The sequence below is a fragment of the uncultured Anaerococcus sp. genome (assembly GCF_963512375.1).
In the GTDB taxonomy this organism is placed as follows: Bacteria; Bacillota; Clostridia; order Tissierellales; family Peptoniphilaceae; genus Anaerococcus.
Window position 1 is genome coordinate 51,318 of the sequence record NZ_CAUPMI010000011.1, and the last position, 20,887, is coordinate 72,204.

General features: G+C 35.8%; 21 protein-coding genes. 20 read left to right on the forward strand and 1 reads right to left on the reverse strand.

Features of this window, described 5'->3' with window-relative positions; translation table 11 throughout:
* The first annotated feature begins 5 nt into the window (after positions 1-5).
* The 10 genes from infB (at position 6) to recA (ending at position 11,878) form a co-directional block, all read left to right on the forward strand.
* On the forward strand, positions 6-2,147 hold the full coding sequence (gene infB, locus RRB46_RS06195; RefSeq protein ID WP_311537873.1) for a translation initiation factor IF-2: 2,142 nt from the start codon (positions 6-8) through the stop codon (positions 2,145-2,147).
* Between the two features lie 3 nt (positions 2,148-2,150).
* A complete protein-coding gene (gene rbfA / locus RRB46_RS06200) occupies positions 2,151-2,534 on the forward strand; it encodes a 30S ribosome-binding factor RbfA (RefSeq protein WP_311537874.1) in 384 nt (127 codons plus the stop codon).
* Positions 2,515-3,480: a bifunctional oligoribonuclease/PAP phosphatase NrnA gene (locus RRB46_RS06205; RefSeq protein WP_311537875.1), complete on the forward strand. Its 966-nt coding sequence runs from the start codon at positions 2,515-2,517 to the stop codon at positions 3,478-3,480. The genes rbfA and RRB46_RS06205 overlap by 20 nt, the downstream gene beginning before the upstream one ends.
* Positions 3,477-4,361 carry a tRNA pseudouridine(55) synthase TruB gene (gene truB / locus RRB46_RS06210; RefSeq protein WP_311537876.1) on the forward strand — a complete coding sequence of 295 codons (885 nt, stop codon included), beginning with the start codon at positions 3,477-3,479 and terminating at the stop codon, positions 4,359-4,361. Before RRB46_RS06205 ends, truB begins: the two co-directional genes overlap by 4 nt.
* Positions 4,351-5,295, forward strand: coding sequence for a bifunctional riboflavin kinase/FAD synthetase (locus tag RRB46_RS06215; protein WP_297689208.1), 945 nt, complete (start codon positions 4,351-4,353; stop codon positions 5,293-5,295). The genes truB and RRB46_RS06215 overlap by 11 nt, the downstream gene beginning before the upstream one ends.
* Before the next feature lie 106 nt (positions 5,296-5,401).
* Complete coding sequence (rpsO, locus tag RRB46_RS06220; RefSeq protein ID WP_399530014.1) at positions 5,402-5,665, forward strand: 30S ribosomal protein S15; 264 nt, start codon at positions 5,402-5,404, stop codon at positions 5,663-5,665.
* Between the two features lie 41 nt (positions 5,666-5,706).
* Positions 5,707-7,854 carry a polyribonucleotide nucleotidyltransferase gene (locus RRB46_RS06225; RefSeq protein WP_296127087.1) on the forward strand — a complete coding sequence of 716 codons (2,148 nt, stop codon included), beginning with the start codon at positions 5,707-5,709 and terminating at the stop codon, positions 7,852-7,854.
* A 74-nt stretch (positions 7,855-7,928) separates the two neighbouring features.
* The gene (locus RRB46_RS06230; protein WP_296127085.1) at positions 7,929-10,199 is read left to right on the forward strand and encodes a DNA translocase FtsK; all 2,271 of its coding nucleotides are present in this window, start codon (positions 7,929-7,931) and stop codon (positions 10,197-10,199) included.
* A complete protein-coding gene (pgsA, locus tag RRB46_RS06235; protein ID WP_296127083.1) occupies positions 10,199-10,729 on the forward strand; it encodes a CDP-diacylglycerol--glycerol-3-phosphate 3-phosphatidyltransferase in 531 nt (176 codons plus the stop codon). The genes RRB46_RS06230 and pgsA overlap by 1 nt, the downstream gene beginning before the upstream one ends.
* A gap of 93 nt (positions 10,730-10,822) precedes the next feature.
* On the forward strand, positions 10,823-11,878 hold the full coding sequence (gene recA / locus RRB46_RS06240) for a recombinase RecA (protein WP_311537877.1): 1,056 nt from the start codon (positions 10,823-10,825) through the stop codon (positions 11,876-11,878).
* A gap of 43 nt (positions 11,879-11,921) precedes the next feature.
* Here recA and RRB46_RS06245 read toward each other — a convergent pair whose 3' ends face one another.
* Positions 11,922-12,956 carry a DNA polymerase IV gene (locus RRB46_RS06245; RefSeq protein WP_296127078.1) on the reverse strand — a complete coding sequence of 345 codons (1,035 nt, stop codon included), beginning with the start codon at positions 12,954-12,956 and terminating at the stop codon, positions 11,922-11,924.
* Positions 12,957-13,027: 71 nt separating this feature from the next.
* Here RRB46_RS06245 and RRB46_RS06250 point away from each other — a divergent pair, with 71 nt between their 5' ends.
* The 10 genes from RRB46_RS06250 (at position 13,028) to RRB46_RS06295 (ending at position 20,731) form a co-directional block, all read left to right on the forward strand.
* Positions 13,028-13,276 (forward strand): RNA-binding S4 domain-containing protein, encoded by a 249-nt coding sequence (locus tag RRB46_RS06250; RefSeq protein ID WP_296127076.1) that lies wholly within the window; start codon positions 13,028-13,030, stop codon positions 13,274-13,276.
* Positions 13,266-13,757 carry a septum formation initiator family protein gene (locus tag RRB46_RS06255; protein WP_296127074.1) on the forward strand — a complete coding sequence of 164 codons (492 nt, stop codon included), beginning with the start codon at positions 13,266-13,268 and terminating at the stop codon, positions 13,755-13,757. Before RRB46_RS06250 ends, RRB46_RS06255 begins: the two co-directional genes overlap by 11 nt.
* Complete coding sequence (tilS, locus tag RRB46_RS06260) at positions 13,741-15,102, forward strand: tRNA lysidine(34) synthetase TilS (RefSeq protein ID WP_311537878.1); 1,362 nt, start codon at positions 13,741-13,743, stop codon at positions 15,100-15,102. Before RRB46_RS06255 ends, tilS begins: the two co-directional genes overlap by 17 nt.
* Entirely contained in the window at positions 15,092-15,661 is a 570-nt protein-coding gene (hpt, locus tag RRB46_RS06265; protein ID WP_297689234.1) for a hypoxanthine phosphoribosyltransferase, read from the forward strand. The genes tilS and hpt overlap by 11 nt, the downstream gene beginning before the upstream one ends.
* A 39-nt stretch (positions 15,662-15,700) precedes the next feature.
* The gene (locus RRB46_RS06270; protein ID WP_296127071.1) at positions 15,701-16,192 is read left to right on the forward strand and encodes a DUF986 family protein; all 492 of its coding nucleotides are present in this window, start codon (positions 15,701-15,703) and stop codon (positions 16,190-16,192) included.
* Between the two features lie 61 nt (positions 16,193-16,253).
* Positions 16,254-17,045 carry a type III pantothenate kinase gene (locus tag RRB46_RS06275; RefSeq protein WP_311537879.1) on the forward strand — a complete coding sequence of 264 codons (792 nt, stop codon included), beginning with the start codon at positions 16,254-16,256 and terminating at the stop codon, positions 17,043-17,045.
* Positions 17,023-18,021, forward strand: a complete 999-nt coding sequence (gene dusB, locus RRB46_RS06280; protein WP_297689223.1) for a tRNA dihydrouridine synthase DusB — start codon at positions 17,023-17,025, stop codon at positions 18,019-18,021. The genes RRB46_RS06275 and dusB overlap by 23 nt, the downstream gene beginning before the upstream one ends.
* The gene (greA, locus tag RRB46_RS06285) at positions 17,990-18,463 is read left to right on the forward strand and encodes a transcription elongation factor GreA (protein ID WP_296130156.1); all 474 of its coding nucleotides are present in this window, start codon (positions 17,990-17,992) and stop codon (positions 18,461-18,463) included. The genes dusB and greA overlap by 32 nt, the downstream gene beginning before the upstream one ends.
* A 9-nt stretch (positions 18,464-18,472) precedes the next feature.
* On the forward strand, positions 18,473-20,386 hold the full coding sequence (lysS, locus tag RRB46_RS06290) for a lysine--tRNA ligase (RefSeq protein WP_311537880.1): 1,914 nt from the start codon (positions 18,473-18,475) through the stop codon (positions 20,384-20,386).
* A gap of 63 nt (positions 20,387-20,449) precedes the next feature.
* Positions 20,450-20,731 carry a CD1845 family protein gene (locus tag RRB46_RS06295; protein ID WP_001267200.1) on the forward strand — a complete coding sequence of 94 codons (282 nt, stop codon included), beginning with the start codon at positions 20,450-20,452 and terminating at the stop codon, positions 20,729-20,731.
* Positions 20,732-20,887: the final 156 nt, after the last annotated feature.

Genomic DNA, 20,887 nt, shown 5'->3' on the forward strand with positions numbered 1-20,887 from the left:
ATTAAATGGCTGACAAAATAAGAGTATACGAATTGGCTAAAGAAAATGGGATGGAATCAAAGGAAATGATTAAGATTTTAAACGAAGAGTTTAATCTAAATATCAAATCCCATATGTCAATGATTAGCGGAGAAGACCGCAAATTAATAAATGAATATCTTACAGAATTAAACGAAGATTCTTCTAAAGAAGCAGAAATAATTGAACAAAAGCCTAAGGCTAAGAAACCAGTTGAAAAGAAAAGGGAAAAGAAAAAAATTGACCCTAAGACAATAGCAAATGAAGATGACGAAGAAGCAAGACCAACTGGCAAGAATAGAAAAAAGAAAAATAAGAAGAGAAAATCAAAGAAAAATAATAGGCAAGAGAAAAATATGAAAGCTAAGAATGAATCAAGAATAGAAATACCAGAAACTGTAAATGTAAAAACTTTTGCAGATAAACTTGGAGAAAGTCCAAATTCTGTAATAGGAAAACTTATAGGTCTTGGCATAATGGCAGGACTTAACGATCAAATAGACTTTGATACTGCAAATCTAGTAGCCATGGATTTTGGAAAGGAAATCTTCAAAGAAGAAGCTTATGATGCCCTTGAAGAGCAATCATACGACCTAGACTATGAAGATAAGCCTGAAGATTTAGTGGAAAGACCACCAGTTGTATCAGTAATGGGTCACGTTGACCACGGCAAGACAAGTATACTAGATGCCATAAGAAATACATCTGTAACACGTGGAGAGGCCGGAGGAATAACTCAACATATAGGTGCTTATACCGTTGATATCAATGGCAAGCAAATTTCCTTCCTAGATACACCAGGCCACGAAGCCTTTACAGAAATGAGAATGAGGGGAGCTCAGTCAACAGACGTAGCAATCCTAGTAGTAGCAGCAGATGATGGGGTTATGCCACAAACAATAGAAGCTATAAACCACGCTAAGGCTGCTGAGATTCCAATAATAGTAGCAATAAATAAAATGGATAAGGACACAGCAGATCCAAACAGGGTAATGCAAGGACTTATGGAACATGGCCTTGTACCTGAAGAATGGGGCGGAGATACCATAATGGTACCAGTATCAGCCCATACTGGAGATGGAATAAATGAACTTCTAGAAATGGTACTTTTAGTAGCTGAAGTTAGGGAGCTTAAGGCAAATCCAAATAGAGCAGCAGTAGGTATCATAATCGAAGCAGAACTTGATAAATCAAGAGGACCAGTAGCCACAGTTCTTGTTCAAAAAGGAACTCTACATGCTGGAGATTATGTAGTAACAGGATCTTCATCAGGTAGGATAAGGGCAATGTTTAACTCAAAAGGTAAGCCAATAAAAGAAGCTGGCCCATCAATACCAGCTCAAATCCTAGGCCTATCAGATGTAGCAGAAGCTGGAGATAAGATTTATGCTGTAGCTGATGAAAAAGTTGCACGTGAATACGCAGACAGGGCAGCAGAATTTAAACGTGAAGAACGCCTAATAGCCAAGGCTAATACAAATCTAGAAGATATGTATTCAGATATAGCTGAAGGCGAGCTAAAAGAGCTAAACATCATAGTTAAGACAGATGCAAAGGGTACTGTGGATGCTGTAAGTAGCTCCCTTACAAAATTATCAAATGAAGAAGTTAAGGTATCAGTAATAGCAGGAGCTGTAGGTGGTATAACCGAATCAGATATCCTCCTTGCCCAAGCATCAAATGCAATAATAATAGGATTTAATGTAAGACCAACCCAAGGGGCCCTAGAAAGAGCCAAGGATAATAACATTGAAATTAGAACCTATAGTGTAATCTATGAAGCAATCGAAGATGTAGAAAAAGCTATAAATGGTATGTTAGAGCCTGAATTTAAGGAAAATGTACTTGGTAGGGCAGAAGTAAGAGAAACCTTTAAAATACCAGGAGCAGGTACAATTGCAGGTGTAATGGTAACAAACGGCCTTGTAACAAGAAAATCTAAAATCAGACTTCTTAGAGATAATATAGTAGTGTTTGATGGTGAAATCTCATCAATGAAGAGATTTAAAGATGATGCAAGCAAACTTCAAAGCGGCTACGAAGGCGGTATAGGTCTAGAAAGATTTAACGATGTTAAGGTAGGCGATGTAATGGAAGCCTACGAAATGGTTGAAGTAGAAAGAAGTTAATAGATGAATAGTAAAAGAACCGCAAGGATATCACAAGAAGTCAAAAGGGAAGTCTCTAAAATACTTAGAGATGACCTTTCTGATCCTAGACTATCGACAGAAGCAATGGTATCAATTACAGATGTAGAAGTAACAAATGACCTATCATATGCAGATGTCTATGTATCTGCCCTTGGAGATAGCAAAAACAAGGAAGATGCCATGCAAGCTCTCAACCAAGCCAAAGGTTATATCAAAGTCCTAATAGGTGAGAGGATGAGATTAAGGTCCATGCCTGAATTTAGATTTAAATTTGATGACTCAATTGAGCGTGGTGCCTATATGAATAAGCTAATTGAAGAAACAATCGCAAAGGATAAAAAAGCAAATGAAGATAGACAGGATTAGTAAAGAAAAATTAGAAGAATTTATCAAAATGGTAGATGAAGCAGAAAATATCGCCATAGCAAGCCATGTCAACCCAGATGGAGACAATCTGGGTTCAACCCTTGCCCTAAGAAGGTCCTTAGAATTATATGGCAAGGATGTAGAAGTAATCGCCATAGACACAATAGATGATTACCTCTTCTTCCTACCAGAAATAGAAAATTATAAGGAAGCAAGCAGAGATTCTTATGATCTTTTCATAATAATGGACTGCTCAGAATTTGATAGGATAGGAAGTGCAACACCTATTGCCAGAGCTTCAAAGAAAACTATAGTAATAGACCACCACGTAGGCGGTAAAATTAACTGCGATTTAAATCTAATCTATGACACAGCACCAGCTACATGTGAGCTAGCTTATGAAATCATAGATAAGCTTGACCTACCAATGGATGAAACCATAGGAACCCTACTATTTACAGGTCTTTGCACAGACACAGGTAGGTTTATGTATGCAAATATCAACGAATACACCTTTAATGTAGCTGGTAAGCTAATCACAGCAGGTGTAGACTATGAATATATTTACAGAAACCTTTACCAATCACAACCAGTAAAGGTAATGCAATTTCATAACGAAGTTATATCGACAGCTCAGTTTTTTGACAAAAAAGCCTTTGCCATTGCGAGCAAGGATTTAGTTGAAAAATACCATGTACAAATGGGAGATGCTGAGTCAATTGTAAATAAATTAAGGGACCTAAAGGAAGTAGAAATATCCATGATTGTAAAAGAATATGATGATGGAGAATACAAGGTATCCCTAAGAAGTAAATTTGCTGATGTGTCAAAAGTCGCAAGAGATAATGGCGGCGGTGGCCACATCAAGGCAAGCGGATTTTCAATCTTTGATGAATCTTTAGAAGCAGCTAGCAAGAAGGCCTTGGGGATTTTAAAAGAAATATGAGTCTTAAGGGAATCCTTAACATAGATAAAGAAAAGGGCATATCATCTGCAAGGGTAGTAAGTCTTGTAAGGCGTGCTTTAGATATGAAAAAGGTAGGCCATACAGGAACCTTGGACCTTGAGGCAAGCGGAGTCCTTCCGATAGTAGTCGGCAAAGCAACCAGGGTATCAGACTATATGATGACCAAGGATAAGGTCTATAAGACAGATCTAATCCTTGGTATTAGGACAGATACCCTAGATGCAGCGGGAGAAGTAACAGCAAGGTCTGATAAACCAATAAATAAAGATGAATTTATAAAAGTAATGGAATCTTTTAAGGGTCAAATAGAACAAATACCACCTATGTATTCAGCCCTAAAAGTAGGTGGCAAAAAGCTTTACGACCTGGCCAGAGAAGGCATAGAAATCGAAAGAAAAATCCGTAAGGTAAAAATTTATGACATTAAGCTCTTATCCTTTGACTTTCCAAAGGCAAGTATAGAAGTAACCTGCTCAAAGGGTACCTATATAAGGACTTTGGTAGATGATATTGGCATAAGACTTGGGACTTTCGCCCATGTAGAAAACCTAGAGAGATCTAGAGTCGGCAAACTTGATATAAAAGATTCGATAAAGAGTGCAGATATTTTAGAAATTCCAAAAGAGGAACTAATCAAGAAACTAAGACCCCTAGATATAGCCCTTGACCATTTGGAAAGACTAGACATAGATAAAAAATATCTAGAAAATCTCATAAATGGGCAAAAAATCTTAACAAATAAGCAAATAGACGGGGAAATTAGGATTTATATAGAGAATGATTTTATAGGTCTTGCGAAAATTGCAAGTGAAGATGGTAGAAATTTCCTAAAAATGGAGAAGGTATTTTATGAAAGATAAGATAAGAATATATGATTTAAATAGCGACTTGCCTGATCTTGAAAAAAAAGCAGTTGCCCTAGGTTATTTTGACGGAGTCCACTTGGGTCATCAGAAATTAATGGAAAAAAATATTTACTTATCTAATAAGTACGGTCTTACTCCATCTGTTTTACTTTTTAAGGAAGATGGCAAGAGGACAGTAAAAGATGAGGATAAATACCTATCAAGCCTTGAAGATAAGATAGAAATTCTATCAGAAATGGGAATTAAAACTTTCTGCCTGGTTAATTTTGACAAGGCCTTTATGGAATTATCCCCTAGAGAATTTATAAAGACAGTCATAGCAGAAAAATTAAATGCAAAGGCTGTAATAGTAGGAAGTGATTATCGTTTTGGATATAAGGCCAAAGGCACTATTGATACACTTAAAGAGTATGAAAATATCTATTCCTATAAAGCTGAAATCATAGATTTTGAGCTTGAAGATGATAAAAATAAAATCTCTTCAAAACATATTAGGGAGCTAGTAAAAGAAGGGGAAATTTTAAAGGCTAATAAGTATCTTGGAAGGTACTACAAGATTAGAGGGGAAGTAGTCCATGGCAGACATAGGGGCAGGACTCTAAATTTTCCTACAGCCAACTTAGATTTAAGTTTTCCTTATGTAATACCAAGAGATGGGGTATACCTTACAAGAATACTTGTAAGAGATAAATATTATTATGCTCTTACAAATATTGGTTCAAATCCTACCTTTGAAACAAGTCAGGATAAGAAAATAGAATCTTATATCTATGATTTTGATAAGCATGTATATGGGGAAAATATAAGTGTAGAATTTATAGAATTTTTTAGGCCTGACTTTAAATTTAACTCTGCTGAAGAATTGATAGATCAGATGGATAAGGACAAGGCCCAAGGCCTAGAATATATAGAAAAACACCTAAAATAAGTTTACAAAAGAAAAATAGGGCGTATAATAGTATAGCTAGCTTTGCTGGGTATATGAAACCTCGACTAATACTCGGTAAGGCCAAATCAAATAAACGGAGGAAATTATGAACGCAGAACAAAGACAAGAAATAATCAAACAATACCAATTAGACGAAAAAGACACAGGCTCACCAGAAGTACAAATCGCTATCCTATCAAAAAGAATAGCTGACTTAACTGAGCACTTAAAAGCAAATAAAAAAGATCACTCTTCAAGACGTGGACTATACAAGATGATTAGACGTAGAAGAGGTATGCTTACTTATCTAAGAGACAATGATATCGAAAGATATAGATCAATTGTTGAAAGACTTGGACTAAGAGGTTAATTGCTGGCGGGGATAACCCGCCTTATTTTATAGGAGATTAAATGATCAAAAATTACAACTACACTTCAAAAAACGGATACGAATTAGAAGTAACCATAGGTAAGTTTGCAGAACAAGCCAATGGAGCCTGCTACATAAAAAGTGGGGACACATCCCTTCTTGTAACAGCAGTAGCAAGCGAAAAACCAAGAGATGGCATAGATTTCTTCCCACTTATTTGTGATTTCCAAGAAAAGCTCTACGCTGTAGGTAAGATTCCTGGAGGCTTTCTAAGAAGAGAGGGAAAGGCAAGCGATGGAGCAACTCTAATCGCTAGACAAATGGATAGGCCTCTTAGACCACTTTTCCCAGAAAATTACTACAATGATGTACAAGTTATAGCTACAGTTCTATCAATGGACCACGACCACCTTCCAGACCCACTAACAACAATAGGTGCATCAATTGCCCTAGGCATTTCAGACATACCATTTGACGGACCAGTTGGGGCTTGTATGGTAGGAAAAGTTGATGGAAAGCTAATAGTAAACCCAAAAGAAGAAGACAGAAAAAAATCTGACCTTGAGCTAACTGTAGCTGGTAAAAAAGGCGCAATCAACATGGTAGAAGCAGGAGCAAATGAGCTTGATGAAGCTGAGATGCTTGAAGCAATGCTACTTGCCTTAGAAGAAATAGGTGATATTTCCGACTTTATCCAAACAATAATAGATGATATTGGTAAGGAGAAAAAGGAAGTAGAAGCTCACATAGAAAGTGAACTTGATAGGCTAATTTCAGAAAACTTTGAAGAAGAAATCAAAAACTCAATCAGAACAACAGATAAGACTGAAAGAGAAGATAACATCTTTAGGATAGAAGAAGAAGCTAAGGAGAAATTCCTTGAAGCTTATCCAGAAAGCGAAGATGAAATCCATAGAAGAATAGATGATATCATGAAAAAAGAAGTAAGAAGAATGATATCAATCGATAAGATAAGACCTGATGGCAGAGACCTTACTGAAATTAGACCTCTATCTGCAGAAGTTGAAGTGCTTCCACGTGTTCACGGCTCAGGCTTATTCCAAAGAGGCCAAACACAAGTCCTATCTGTAGTAACCTTAGGTTCTCCAGCAGATAGCCAAATAATTGACGGCCTAAATGTAGAAGACATACAAAAAAGATACATGCACCAATACAATTTCCCACCATTCTGTGTAGGAGATGTTAGACCATTAAGAGGACCAGGTAGACGTGAGATAGGTCACGGCCACCTAGCTGAAAGAGCCCTTGTGCCTGTATTACCAGATGAAAAAGACTTCCCTTACACAATAAGAGTGGTATCTGAAGTATTATCATCAAATGGTTCAAGCTCTCAAGCATCAATTTGTGGTTCAACCCTTTCCCTAATGGATGCAGGTGTTCCAATCAAAAAGCCAGTAGCAGGTATTGCTATGGGTCTAATCAAGGAAGATGATTCTATATCAATACTTACAGATATCCAAGGCCTAGAAGATCACCTTGGCGACATGGACTTTAAGGTAGCAGGTACTCGTGATGGTATCACAGCCCTACAAATGGATATGAAAATATCAGGTATAACAAAAGAAGTTCTTGAACAATCTCTAGCTGATGCAAAGGATGCTAGATTTAGAATCCTTGATGTCATAGAAAAAGCTATAGATAAGCCAAGAGAAGAGCTTTCTGAATATGCACCAAGACTTTACACAATAGACATAGACCCAGATAAGGTGCGTGAAGTAATTGGTTCTGGTGGAAAGACAATAAATAAAATCATCGATGCAACAGGTGTAAAGATTGATACAGAAGATGATGGTCATATAACAGTAGCAAGTGATAATGGAGCAAGCGGCAAGAAAGCTATAGAAATGATAAAAGCTATAGTAACAGATCCAAAACCAGGCGATATCTACGAAGGAAAAGTCGTAAGAATTATGAATTTTGGTGCCTTTGTTGAAATTGCAATAGGTAAGGAAGGCCTCCTTCACATATCACAAATTGCCCACCATAGAGTAGGTAAGGTTGAAGATGAACTAGCTATTGGCGATACAGTCAAAGTCAAGGTTACTGAAATTGACAGACAAGGTAGGATAAACCTTTCAAGGAAGGCCCTTTTAGAAAAGCCAGAAAAAGCTGAAGCTTGGCCAGTAGACGAATCACCTTACAAGAACGATAAAAAAGAACAAAACTAGTAATTAAAAAAATATACTGCCTCTGGGCAGTTTATTTTTTACCCTTATTACTATATAATAATAATGAGGTTATTATGACAAACAAAAATCAAGGAAGGGTTAGGAAGAAGTCATCTTCCAGAGCCCCTAACAAAAGTAAACAGAAAAAAATTAGAGAAAAAAATTTCAACCTAAGGACCTTTTCTATGGTAATGATGGGAATTTCGGTATTTTTACTTATCTTTATCATCTCATCAAACACCGGTTTTTTAGGAGATAGGATAGGTGATATATTTTCAAAGCTTTTTGGAAAATTAGCTATATTATTTCCTATTGGCTTATTTATATCCTTTTTCATGGTTTATAAGGGTAAATTTAGGACCAACTTATCAAGGATGCTTCTAATTTATGGGATATTTTTCCTAACCCTGGCCATTCTTTCTAAAGACTTTGTAAGAAATGAATTAGCCTGGTCTGTAGAATACTCAGCCTTCAAGAAGGGCTTGGGAGGTGGATGGTTTGGAGGTTTAGTCGGATATTATATCCTAAATTTCATCGGACCTCTTGGATTATATATCCTTTATATAACACTTATTGGATCTTTTATAATAAATGTAAGTCCATATTCCTATAGGGAATTTTTCCTTAAAATCAGGGATGGCTTTATTATTTTAGGACTTGGCATCAAGCATTTAACCATAAAAGCCTATAATAAAGCTAAGGATTTTCTTGCTGCTAAGAGAGAAGATAGGCAAAGCCTAGCTAAGGAAGAAGAGCCAAGAAAGTTAACAAAAATCGAAAAAACTCCTGATCAAGAGCCAAGAAGGGCTGTAAAGAGAAGGGGAGCTAAGAAAAAAGAGCCAGAATCCAAAAATATAGAAATAATCAATGATTACAAGTCTAAGCAAGTGGAATTTGCTGACCTTAACGAAGATCTAAAAAGAGAGTTTTCAAACTATTCCTATCCACCAGTTGACTTATTGCATGACATTGACACAGATAAGGGAATTGACAATGATGAAATTAGAGAAAAAGCTGAAATTATCGAAGAAACCCTTGAATCTTTCGGCATAGAAGGAGAGGTTGTCCAAATAGATGTGGGACCAACAGTAACCTGCTATGAACTTAAACCACAAAGAGGGGTCAAGGTCTCAAAAATTGTAAATCTAGCAGATGATCTATCCCTATCCCTTGCAACATCAGGCATTAGGATAGAAGCCCCAATTCCTGGCAAATCTCACGTAGGAATTGAGGTGGCCAACGACACTAAGGAAATGGTAGGCTTTAAAGAAATAATTTCATCAGCTAGCTTTATAAAAAGCAAGTCAGCCATACCTTTTGCCATGGGTAAGTCCATATCTGGTGAGGTAATTGTATCAGCAATTGAAAAAATGCCCCATCTTTTGGTATCTGGAGCGACTGGATCAGGTAAGTCTGTTTGTATCAATACCATAATAATGTCTATTTTATATAAGCATTCGCCAGATGATGTAAAACTTCTTTTGATAGACCCAAAGGTAGTAGAATTATCAGTCTATAATGGGATTCCACACCTTATAATGCCAGTTATAACTGATCCTAAAAAGGCAGCAAGCTCCCTATTTTGGGCGATTTCTGAGATGGAAAAAAGATATAAGCTCTTTGAAGAGTACCATGTGAGGGATATAAAGGGCTATAAAAAGGCAAGTGAGACTGACGAATCTATGGAAAACCTACCTTATATAGTAGTAATAGTAGATGAGCTTTCAGATTTAATGATGACTGCAGCAAGTGAGGTAGAAGACTACATTACAAGGCTTGCCCAAAAATCCAGGGCTTGCGGTATCCACCTTATTATAGCGACCCAAAGGCCAACAGTAGATGTCATAACAGGTACAATCAAGGCCAACATTCCATCAAGGATATCTTTTGCTGTAACAAGCCAAATAGATTCAAGGACAATCCTAGATGCCCAAGGAGCTGAAAAACTTCTTGGCAAGGGCGATATGCTCTACCTATCATCTGATGCTATGAAGCCTGTAAGAATCCAAGGTGCCTTCGTATCTGATGATGAAGTTTTGGATGTTGTTGATTTTATAAAAAATAATTCAAAGGCTGATTATAATGAAGAAGCCATTGAAAAGGTAGAAGAGAAGACCAACACAGAAGAGCTAGAAGATGAAGATGAGCTTCTAGATGAAGCCATAAGGCTTATTATCGAAGATAATACAGCAAGTGTATCCATGCTTCAAAGGAAGCTTAAAATTGGCTATGCAAGGGCTGGAAGGATAATTGATCAATTAGAACAAAAGGGACTTGTCGGAGGCTATGAAGGAAGCAAACCTCGTAAGGTCTTAGTTGATAGAACATATTTGGAGGAAGATTAATGAATATAGCAAATAAAGTAACTATGGTAAGGTTGTTTTTGATACCAGTATTTGTCCTAGCTTATTATTACTACGGCACAGCCTATAATATAGCAGCCATAATTTTCATAATAGCATCTCTAACAGATGCTATAGATGGACACTTAGCAAGAAGTAGAAATTTAATCACAAACTTCGGTAAATTTGTGGACCCACTTGTAGATAAGGTATTAACCCTTGCAGCCTTCATAGTCCTAGTGGAAAGTGCTGTAATACCAGCTTGGGCTGTAATAATAATTGTAGCAAGAGAACTAATAATTACGGGTTTTAGGACCCTTGCAGCAGATATGGGTATAACCATAGCAGCAAGTGTTTGGGGTAAGGCTAAGACCATAAGCCAGATGGTATCTTTAGTCCTTTTACTACTTGAAAGTGACTTTACCCACATGATAGGAATTTATGTATTTTACCTAGCAGTGCTCCTTACAATTATATCTGGAGTAGATTATATAATAAAAAATAAGAAGGTCCTAGACCTAGAAAATATTTAGAAAAATCTAAACATTTTATAAAAAACTTTAATAAAAGAAAAATAAGTATATAATAGTACTATAGATTAGACATTTAATGTATAAGGAGAAGATATGGATAAAGAAAAACAAAAAGCCTTGGACCAGGCTTTTAAGCAGATAGAGAAAAAATACGGCAAGGGATCAGTGATGAAGATGGGAGATGCTCCAAAGATTGAAATTGAAGCAATACCAACTGGAGCTATCAACCTAGATATTGCCCTTGGAATAGGAGGTCTTCCTCGTGGTAGGGTAATAGAAATCTATGGACCAGAATCATCTGGTAAGACAACCCTAGCCCTTCACGTAATAGCTGAAGCTCAAAAGCTTGGCGATACTTGTGCCTTTGTCGATGCAGAACATGCTCTAGATGCTGAATATGCAGCAAATCTTGGTGTAGATATAGACAATCTTATCATGAGTCAGCCAGATACAGGTGAAGCAGGTCTTGATATAGCTGAAAGCCTTGTAAGAAGTGGGGCAGTTGGTCTAATTGTAATAGACTCTGTAGCAGCCCTAGTACCTAAGGCAGAAATTGAAGGAGAAATGGGAGATAGCCACATGGGTCTACAAGCAAGACTAATGAGTCAGGCTTTAAGAAGACTTACAGGTATCATCTCCAAATCAAATACTACAGTCATTTTCATCAACCAATTAAGAGAAAAAATTGGTGTAATGTTTGGTAGTCCTGAGACAACAACAGGTGGTCGTGCCCTTAAATTCTATTCTTCAGTAAGACTTGATATAAGAAGGATAAAGACAATAACCGAGGGAGATAACTCAATAGGATCTCGTACAAGGGTGAAAATTGTTAAAAACAAGGTAGCACCACCATTTAAGGTAGTAGAATTTGATATCATGTATGGCAAGGGAATCTCTAAAGAAGGAGTTCTCCTAGATACGGCTGTAGACTTAGATATAATCGATAAGGCAGGATCATGGTTCTCCTATGGTGACCAAAAACTGGGCCAAGGTAGGGAAAATGTCAAGAAAATGCTTGAAGATGATCCAGAATTTACCAAAGAAATTGATGCTAAGGTAAGGGAATCCTTCAAAAAGGACACAAAAGCTAGCGAAGAAGTAGAAGATACAGAAGAAGATAAACAAGAATCGCTCTTAGAAGATAAATAAGAAAAAACCAAGTCATCCACAAAATGGATTTGACTTGGTTTTTTTATAGGAAAGTTAATTGGTCAATGTCCCTATCAGATAAATTTGAAAGGGAAATGCCGATAAGCCTAAGATATTCTCCAGCAAAGACTTCCTCAAAAAGGCTTATCGCTTCATTATAGATATCATCTGCTTTATAAATTGGCTCTTGGAGAGTATAAGACCTGGTCCTGTTTCTAAAATACTCATCCTTAAGCTTGATAGAAACAGTCTTAGCCTGGATTTTCTTTTCATCCATTTCCTTTTCAATAAGTTCTGAAATCTTTCTAAGATAGGATTTAAGGAGGGTCTTATCATTGGTATTTTTGCTTAGGGTCCTCTCCTTACCGATTGATTTTCTAAGTCTAGAAACTTCAATCGGTCTATCATCAATTCCCCTAATTACATGGTAAATATAATCCCCGCCCTTGCCAAAAAGGTCTTCCAGAAAGCTTCTATCAAGTTTTAGAAGGTCAGAAACCTTATAGATTCCAATTTGATTAAGCTTTGAAGAAGCCCTCTTGCCGATGCCGTGGACCTTGCCTACAGGAAGGTCTGGCAAGATTTTATCAGCTTCCTTTTTATCAATATATTTTATACCAAAAGGCTTATTCCAATCAGAACCTAATTTGGCAAGAAATTTATTATAGGAAATGCCGATAGAAATTGGAATGCCGGTCTTATCCATGATTTCTTTTTGTAAGGCCTTGGCAAAGGAAATTGGGTCATCCAAATAAATTTGTATATAGGCCTCATCTATAGAAACTTGCTCGTAAATTCTAGAATATGACCTAATAATGCCAAAGACCTCCCTGGATTTATCCTTATAATAATCATGGTCAACAGGGACAAGCTTAAGGTCAGGACAGAGGTCCCTTGCAATAAAAACAGGCATAGCAGAGTGGATGCCATATTTTCTCGCCATGTAATTGGCAGTAGTGATGATAGATTTATTTGTAAGGCCACCCACAGCCATAGGAATATTTTTAAGTTTTGGGTTTCTAAGCTCCTCGCAGGATGCGTAAAAAGCATCGCAGTCGATGTGAAATATGTACTTCATACCTATACTATACTAATTTTTGGCTAAATACCTATTATTGAATAAGATATAAGAAAAAGTACAGTTATGATATGAGAGTAGATAAATTTTTAAAAAATTCAAGAATAATTAAAAGAAGACAAGTAGCAAAAGAAGCTTGTGAAAACGAGAGAGTAAAGATTAACGATAAAATAGCCAAACCAGGCAGCGAAGTAGAAATAGGCGATATAATTGAAATAACCTTCGGTAAATCTGTCTTAAAGGCAAAAGTTCTTAGCCTAATAGAAGGGGCTAAGAAAAACAATGCAGATAGCATGTATGAGGTAATAGATGGCGAATAATAGGAGAAAGGCTAGGAAAAATTCATATCATAAGCAAAGAGGCAAGAAAAACAAGAGATTTTTGCTAACTGCCTTTGGCCTTGTGATTTTTTCTGTAATTGGCTTTTATTTTTTAAATTCTAATTTAAATGCTGATATGAAAAAACTCGACCAAGATATAGTTTCTAGCAAGAAAAAGCTTGAAAATGTCAAAAAAGAAATCGATAGCCTAAATAAAGACTACGAAAATAGGAATACTGACCAATTTAAGGAAAAAGTCGCCAAGGAAAAGCTAGGTATGGTCAAGAAATCTGAAGTTAAGGAAGAAAATTCAGGCGTAATCAATAAAATTGACCCAAATGATAATAAAGAAGGTCAAGAAAATAATGGAGAAGCAGAAAATTCTGACCAAGGACAAGCTCAAGATTCTAATAATGAATTAGAAAGCCAAGAAAATACAGAAACCAAAGAGAATAAAGAAACAAATGAAAATGGAAGATAGGTTTTTAGAAACTATTAGAAAACATCAGCTAATAGAAAAAGGCGACACGATAATTGTTGGAGCAAGCGGTGGACCAGATAGCCAATTTTTAATCTATATGCTAGAAAAACTTAGAAAAGAAATTGACTTTGACATAGTCCTTGCCCATCTTAACCACCTCCATAGGAAAGAAGCAGCAAATGACGAAAATCTCGTAAGAGAAACGGCTGATAACTTAGGCCTAAAATTTTTCTCAGAGTCAAAATCCATGGATGATTTAGCAAAGAAAGAGAGAATTTCATCAGAAGATGCAGGTCGCAGGCTGAGATATGATTTTTTTAACCGCTTAGTAGGAAAATTTCCTTCTTCAAAGATAGCCGTGGCCCATAACAAGGATGACCAGGCAGAAACTGTCCTTATGAGGATAGTAAGAGGAACTGGCCTAGATGGTTTAAAAGCCATGGCTTATAGGTCTGGAAATATTATAAGGCCAATTCTAGATATTAAGAAGAAAGATATCTTAACTTATTTAGACCAAAATAAAATCCCCTACGCGATAGACCACACCAATTTTGAAGCAGACTACACTAGAAATAAGATAAGGCTAGAAGTAATTCCAGTCCTAGAAGAGATAAATCCTAGATTTATTGACCAAGCTGCAAGGCTAAGTGACCTTGCCAAGGATGACCTTACAATCATAGATGATACTATAGGAGAGATTTTTGATAAAATATGTGATAGGTCAGTTAGGGAAATAAAATTTAGAAAAAATGATTTTGAAAGTTTAAAGAAGCCCTACCAAAATAGGCTCATAAGATTAGGAATTGAAAAGCTAAAAGGGACTATCAAGGATATTTCCAAAGATAATATTGATGAATTTTTATCCCTAATTGCTCTTGCCAATGGCAAGGAAATAATAAAGGATGATCTAAAATTTAGAAAGTCGTACGATTATTATATTTTAGAAGATGCCAAGGACTTTAAAAATGAAAGCGTCTATGATTTATACGCCGAAGATGAGATTGACTTTGATGGTAAAATCATAAAATCAAGTATAATTAATAGTAAGACTTACACAAAGGAAAAATCAAAGGCTTACTTTGATTATGACAAGCTTAAATTTCCCCTAAAAGTTAGGGCTAGGCGAAATGGCGATAAGTTCATTCCCTTAGGAAGTAAATCTAACAAAAAGCTTAAGGACTTTTTTATCGATCAAAAGATAGATAGGGCTAAAAGAGATAGACTGCCAATAATTTTATCGGATGATAAGATTGTATGGATAACAGGTCTAAGGATGAGCGAAGAATTTAAGGTCACAGACCTTACGAGCAAAATACTACAAATCGAGGTATATGATGAAGATTGACAGCAATGATCTTATAGAGAAAGTACTCATTGATGAAGAAAGTTTGAACAAAAAGATTAGAAAATTAGCTAACACTTTAAATGAACATTATGCAGACAAGGACGAATTAATCCTAGTTTGCATCCTAAAGGGATCAGTTATGTTTGCTAGCGAGCTAGCTAAATATCTAAATGTAGAATGTAAGATGGAATTTATGTCAGTTTCATCCTATGCGGACAATACCTATTCTTCAGGCAATGTTAAGATCCTAATGGACTTAGACATGGATATAAAGGATAAGGAAGTACTTATTATAGAAGATATAATAGATACTGGCTACACCCTAAAGAAGGTCAAGGAGAACCTACTTCAAAGAGGCCCAAAGGATTTAAGGATTATAACACTTTTAGATAAACCTGAAAGGCGTGAAGTTGACTTAAAATCTGACTGGGTTGGCTTTAAGATACCAAATGAATTTGTGGTAGGTTTTGGACTTGACTATGACCAATTATATAGGAATCTTCCTTATATCGGCATAGTTAAAAGATCAGTATACGAAGACATAGAAGAGATGAAATAGGTCGCTTGGCCTATTTTATTTTGAAAGAAAGGAGAATATATGGGAAGTTTTGACAATATGATACTAATTTTATACGGGGTAATAACTGTATTTTTTATCTATAGGATTTTTAAGCAACAAAGAGATAAAAAACACCTTGGAAGTGATATAAAGTCCTTCAAAAGACCAATATCAAGCATGGAAGCAATTTTATTTTCAATTCTAATCGTTACAGCTATAGTAAATCTTTACCAAGGTTATAAGGTTTCAAACAAAAACTCAATGATGGTAGCATCCATAATGATAGTTCTTGCTCTAGTATTTGCGATTTACTCAACCACAAAGCTTTATATAGCAGATAATGGTATGCTTATAAATACAGGCTTCATAAGCTTTAAAGAACTTAAAAAATGGGGCTTTGATCAAGAAAGAGGAGACCTTGTTATGGCTATCAAAAAAGATGGCAATACAAATAGGGAATCTACAAAGGTAAGAAAAGAAGACATAGAAGAGATTAACGACCTAATAAGAAAGCATAAATTAGGCAAATAATCTTGAAAAAACGTCTAAAAACCGTATCATATAAGAGTTAAACAAGCAAAAAGGGGATTATATGTTACTGGTTATAGATATTGGCAACACAAACACTGTAATAGGTGTCTATGATGATGAAAATTTAAAGGCTAGATTTAGAGTGGCAACTGACTTGAAAAGCACCAGCGATCAATTAGTTGCTACTTTATTTAATATGTTTATGATTCATGGCTTTGATATAAAAAATATCAACGACACAATCATATCATGTGTAGTACCAGATGTGCTCTACAATTGGCAATCTGCAAATAGGAAGCTATTTGACAAGGAAGCTAAGGTAGTAGACCATACTACCTACACAGGAATTACCATAGCCTACGAAAATCCAACAGAGGTTGGGGCTGACAGGATAGTAGATGCTGTAGCAGCCTATGAAAAATACGGTGGTCCATCCATAGTAGTAGATATGGGTACAGCCATAACCTTGGATGTTATAACAGCTGATGGTAAGTATCTTGGCGGATCAATTGCCCCTGGCATAAGGATTGCCCAAGATGGCTTATTTGGAAAAACAGCCAAGTTACCAAAAATTGAGCTTAAACAACCAACCACAGCCATCACAGAATCAACATCAGAAGCCATCAACGCAGGAATTGTAATAGGCTATATAGGAATGATTGATAAGTTAATAGAGACAATAGAAGATGAAATCATAGAAAGACTTGATATAAAAAGAGAAGATATCAATGTCATAGCTACCGGTGGATTTTCAGAATTAATTTCTCAATCAAGCAAATATATAGAAACCATAGAACCAGATCTTATGCTTGAAGGGCTTAAAATAATCTATGACAGAAATATTAACAGATAAAAAAATAATGCTAGCTCCTCTAGCAGGAGTCACAGATACAGCCTTTAGGATAATATGTGAAAGGCAGGGGGCAGATAAGACCTTTACTGAAATGGTATCAGTCAATGCCCTAGTCTATGACAACAAGGCCACAGAGGATATCATGTATATATCAGATTTAGAAAAAAAGGCTAATATACAAATATTTGGCTCTGATATAGACAAGATAAAAAAGGTAGTTGAGGAAAAAATAAATCCCCTGACAAACATTGAGGAAATATCCTTTAATATGGGCTGCCCAGCTCCAAAGATTTTTAATAATGGCGAAGGCTCAGCTCTTCTAAAAGATCCTAGAAAAGTTTATCAGATTACAAAGGCCCTTAGAGAAGCAACTGATAAGAAGATAAATATCAAATATAGGTTGGGCATTGATGATGACCATATAAATTATCTAGAAAATGGTAAGGCCATGGAAGAGGCAGGAGCTGATTATCTAATCCTTCATGGAAGGACTAGAAAGGCCATGTATTCAGGAAAGGCCGACTGGCATGCTATAGGAAAGCTTAAAGAAGCTGTGAAAATACCGGTAATTGCAAATGGCGACTGCTTCAGCGTAGAAGATTTTATAGAAATTATTAATACAACAAAAGCTGATGGGGTCATGCTTGCCAGAGGTGCAATGGGTAACCCTTTTATATTTTCTTATATAAAAGACTATATAAAAACAGGATCTTACACAAAAGCAAGCTTTGATGATATAATAAATCAGATAAAAGACCACTACGAACTTGCCCTAAGATTTAAGGATGAAAGACTGGTCATAAACCAAATGCGCAAGCATGTAGGCTGGTATATAAAAGGCCTATATATGTCTAGTGAATACAGAGATAGGGTAAATAGGATAAGTACAAGCAAGGAAATTTTTGACCTGCTTGACGAATATAAAGAAAAATTAGGTGAATATAATGACAGAGAAAAAAGAAGTAATATTAACTAAAGAAAAATTAGAAAAATTAGAAGATGAACTAGAGTATTTAAAAACCAAAAAGCGTCCAGAAATGGCAGAAAAAATCAAGATTGCTAGAAGCTTTGGAGACCTTTCAGAAAATGCTGACTACGATGAAGCAAAAAATGAGCAAGGTGAAGTAGAATCTAGGATCATGAAGATTGAAGATATGATCAGAAATGCTAAAACTATCGAAGTAGTTGAAAACTCTGACACAGTTGGAGTAGGAAATACTGTTACACTCTTTGATGAAGAATTTGAAGAAGAAGTAGTCTACAAGATAGTAGGAACAGCTGAATCAAATCCTCTTGAAGGATATATTTCAAACGAATCACCAGTTGGAGAAGCTATTATTGGCCATAAGGTTGACGATAGGGTAGAAGTTGAAACTCCAAATGGTAAAATGTATTTTGTAATTAAAGGTATTAAATAAGGAGAGAAAATGGCTGATAACACACAAGATTTAAATGAAATGCTTCAGATCAGAAGAGAAAAGCTCCATGATCTAAAAGAAGAAGGCAAAGACCCACACAGAATAGTAAATTTTAAAAACAGAACAGACTCAAAAGAAATCAAGGATAACTTTGATAAATATGAAGATCAAACTGTAAGAGTAGCCGGTAGAATTCTTGCCAAAAGAGGCCACGGAAACATGAGCTTTATGGATGTGCAAGATGAATCTGGTAGAATCCAAGTAGTAAATAGAAAAAATGTTATCGGCGATGACTTCAAATATGTCAAAAAATACGATATCGGTGATATAATCGGTGTTGAAGGAAAGGTATTTAAAACCAACCAAGGTGAAATATCAATAGAAGTAGCAAAAAGCGACCTTCTAACCAAGGCCCTACAAATGCTACCAGAAAAATGGCACGGCCTAAAGGACCCAGATCTAAGATATAGACAAAGATATGTAGACCTAATAGTAAATCCTGAAGTAAAGGATGTATTCATGCAAAGGTCAAAAATCATATCAGCAATCAGAGAATTCTTAGATAATAGGGGCTTCTTAGAAGTTGAAACTCCAATCCTAAATACAATCGCAGGTGGAGCTACAGCACGTCCATTTATAACCCACCACAACACCTTAGATATAGATATGTACCTAAGAATAGCAAACGAACTTTACCTAAAAAGACTTATAGTAGGTGGCTTTGATAGGGTATATGAAATAGGCAGGATGTTTAGAAACGAAGGAATGGATGCAACCCATAACCCTGAATACACCGCTATGGAATTATACCAAGCCTATGGCGACTATGAAGACATGATGGAAATTACAGAAAACATGGTCGAATTTATTGCCAAAAAGGTAAAGGGAACAACTGTCGTTGAATTTGACGGTCAGGAAATAGAGCTAAAAGCTCCATGGAAGAGAATTCCAATGATTGAAGCTGTTAAGGAATATTCTGGCGTAGACTTTAACGAAATAAAAACTGACGAAGAAGCAATAGCCATTGCCAAGGAAAAGGGTGTTGAAGTTAAGGAAACAAGGGGAGAAATCATAGCAGAATTCTTCGATGCTTATGTAGAAGAAAACCTAATCCAACCTACTTTCATAACTGATTACCCAGTAGAAATCTCACCACTAGCTAAGAGAAAAAATGACGACAGAAGCCTAACATACAGGTTTGAGGCCTTTATTTCTGGAGCAGAAATAGGCAATGCTTTCTCTGAGTTAAACGATGCTGAAGACCAAAAGGAAAGATTCCTAGACCAAGTTAGAAAAAGAGAAGCAGGCGATGATGAAGCCCAAATGATGGATTATGACTTCGTAAATGCCCTAGAAGTAGGACTTCCTCCAACTGGTGGACTTGGAATTGGTATCGACAGACTAATAATGATCCTAACAGGCCAACACTCAATCAGAGACGTCCTATTATTCCCAACAATGAAGCCAATAGGCTTAGAAAAGGCAGAAAATGGGGGTTTGTCAAAAGAAACTTACGAAACTTACGACAAACTTACGACAGAAGAAATTGACCTTTCAAAAGTGAAAGTTGAACCATTATTTGAAGATATGGTAGACTTTGAAACTTTCTCAAAATCTGATTTTAGAGTTGTAAAGGTTAAAAACTGCGAAGAAGTTCCTAAGTCAAAAAAACTTTTGAAATTTACATTAGATGATGGTTCTGAAAAAGAAAGAGTTATTTTATCTGGTATTAAGGAATATTACAGCGCAGAGAGCTTAATTGGAAAGACACTACTTGCAATTTGTAATCTTCCTCCTCGTAAGATGATGGGAATCGACTCAGAAGGTATGATTATATCTGCAATTTGTGAGTATGACGGTGAAGAAAAACTTAACTTAATAATGCTGGATGATAATATTCCAGCAGGATCAAAATTATATTAAAGGACACGCTAATTATGAAACTGGGGTTTGTTATGAATCCCAGTTTAATTTTTAGGAGTATGTATGAGATGGATAATTAGAATAATTTTATTACCGATAAGATTAGTGTTGAGTTTGCTCATAGCTTTTTTAACCTTCATATTAAGTTTGAGTACTGCGTTGTTAAGCGTAGTTTCTACTTTGATTTTTATAATTGGAATAGCTAGCATTTTTCAAGGAGACAAGCAAATTGTAATTGAAGCACTAATATTAGCATTTTTATTTAGTCCATTTGGATTACCTAAATTAGGTATATATGTTATTGGATTATTAGAATTATTAAACTATACAATAAAATCAATTTGAAGAAAAATAAATATAAGACAACCGTAGACGATAGAAAGCAATAATTCTGTCGTCTTTTTTTATTTTAAAGAGAGGAGGTAGGAATGAATTTTGATTATTTTTATAATAGGCAATCTGAGATGTATAACTTCATTAGGTTACCTATGGTATTAATGG

Excerpts from the sequence above, each read along its gene's own strand:
- infB (WP_311537873.1), top strand. The coding sequence starts at position 6 with ATGGCTGACAAAATAAGAGTATACGAATTGGCTAAAGAAAATGGGATG.
- rbfA (WP_311537874.1), top strand. The coding sequence starts at position 2,151 with ATGAATAGTAAAAGAACCGCAAGGATATCACAAGAAGTCAAAAGGGAA.
- RRB46_RS06205 (WP_311537875.1), top strand. The coding sequence starts at position 2,515 with ATGAAGATAGACAGGATTAGTAAAGAAAAATTAGAAGAATTTATCAAA.
- truB (WP_311537876.1), top strand. The coding sequence starts at position 3,477 with ATGAGTCTTAAGGGAATCCTTAACATAGATAAAGAAAAGGGCATATCA.
- RRB46_RS06215 (WP_297689208.1), top strand. The coding sequence starts at position 4,351 with ATGAAAGATAAGATAAGAATATATGATTTAAATAGCGACTTGCCTGAT.
- rpsO (WP_399530014.1), top strand. The coding sequence starts at position 5,402 with ATGAACGCAGAACAAAGACAAGAAATAATCAAACAATACCAATTAGAC.
- RRB46_RS06225 (WP_296127087.1), top strand. The coding sequence starts at position 5,707 with ATGATCAAAAATTACAACTACACTTCAAAAAACGGATACGAATTAGAA.
- RRB46_RS06230 (WP_296127085.1), top strand. The coding sequence starts at position 7,929 with ATGACAAACAAAAATCAAGGAAGGGTTAGGAAGAAGTCATCTTCCAGA.
- pgsA (WP_296127083.1), top strand. The coding sequence starts at position 10,199 with ATGAATATAGCAAATAAAGTAACTATGGTAAGGTTGTTTTTGATACCA.
- recA (WP_311537877.1), top strand. The coding sequence starts at position 10,823 with ATGGATAAAGAAAAACAAAAAGCCTTGGACCAGGCTTTTAAGCAGATA.
- RRB46_RS06245 (WP_296127078.1), bottom strand. The coding sequence starts at position 12,956 with ATGAAGTACATATTTCACATCGACTGCGATGCTTTTTACGCATCCTGC.
- RRB46_RS06250 (WP_296127076.1), top strand. The coding sequence starts at position 13,028 with ATGAGAGTAGATAAATTTTTAAAAAATTCAAGAATAATTAAAAGAAGA.
- RRB46_RS06255 (WP_296127074.1), top strand. The coding sequence starts at position 13,266 with ATGGCGAATAATAGGAGAAAGGCTAGGAAAAATTCATATCATAAGCAA.
- tilS (WP_311537878.1), top strand. The coding sequence starts at position 13,741 with ATGAAAATGGAAGATAGGTTTTTAGAAACTATTAGAAAACATCAGCTA.
- hpt (WP_297689234.1), top strand. The coding sequence starts at position 15,092 with ATGAAGATTGACAGCAATGATCTTATAGAGAAAGTACTCATTGATGAA.
- RRB46_RS06270 (WP_296127071.1), top strand. The coding sequence starts at position 15,701 with ATGGGAAGTTTTGACAATATGATACTAATTTTATACGGGGTAATAACT.
- RRB46_RS06275 (WP_311537879.1), top strand. The coding sequence starts at position 16,254 with ATGTTACTGGTTATAGATATTGGCAACACAAACACTGTAATAGGTGTC.
- dusB (WP_297689223.1), top strand. The coding sequence starts at position 17,023 with ATGACAGAAATATTAACAGATAAAAAAATAATGCTAGCTCCTCTAGCA.
- greA (WP_296130156.1), top strand. The coding sequence starts at position 17,990 with ATGACAGAGAAAAAAGAAGTAATATTAACTAAAGAAAAATTAGAAAAA.
- lysS (WP_311537880.1), top strand. The coding sequence starts at position 18,473 with ATGGCTGATAACACACAAGATTTAAATGAAATGCTTCAGATCAGAAGA.
- RRB46_RS06295 (WP_001267200.1), top strand. The coding sequence starts at position 20,450 with ATGAGATGGATAATTAGAATAATTTTATTACCGATAAGATTAGTGTTG.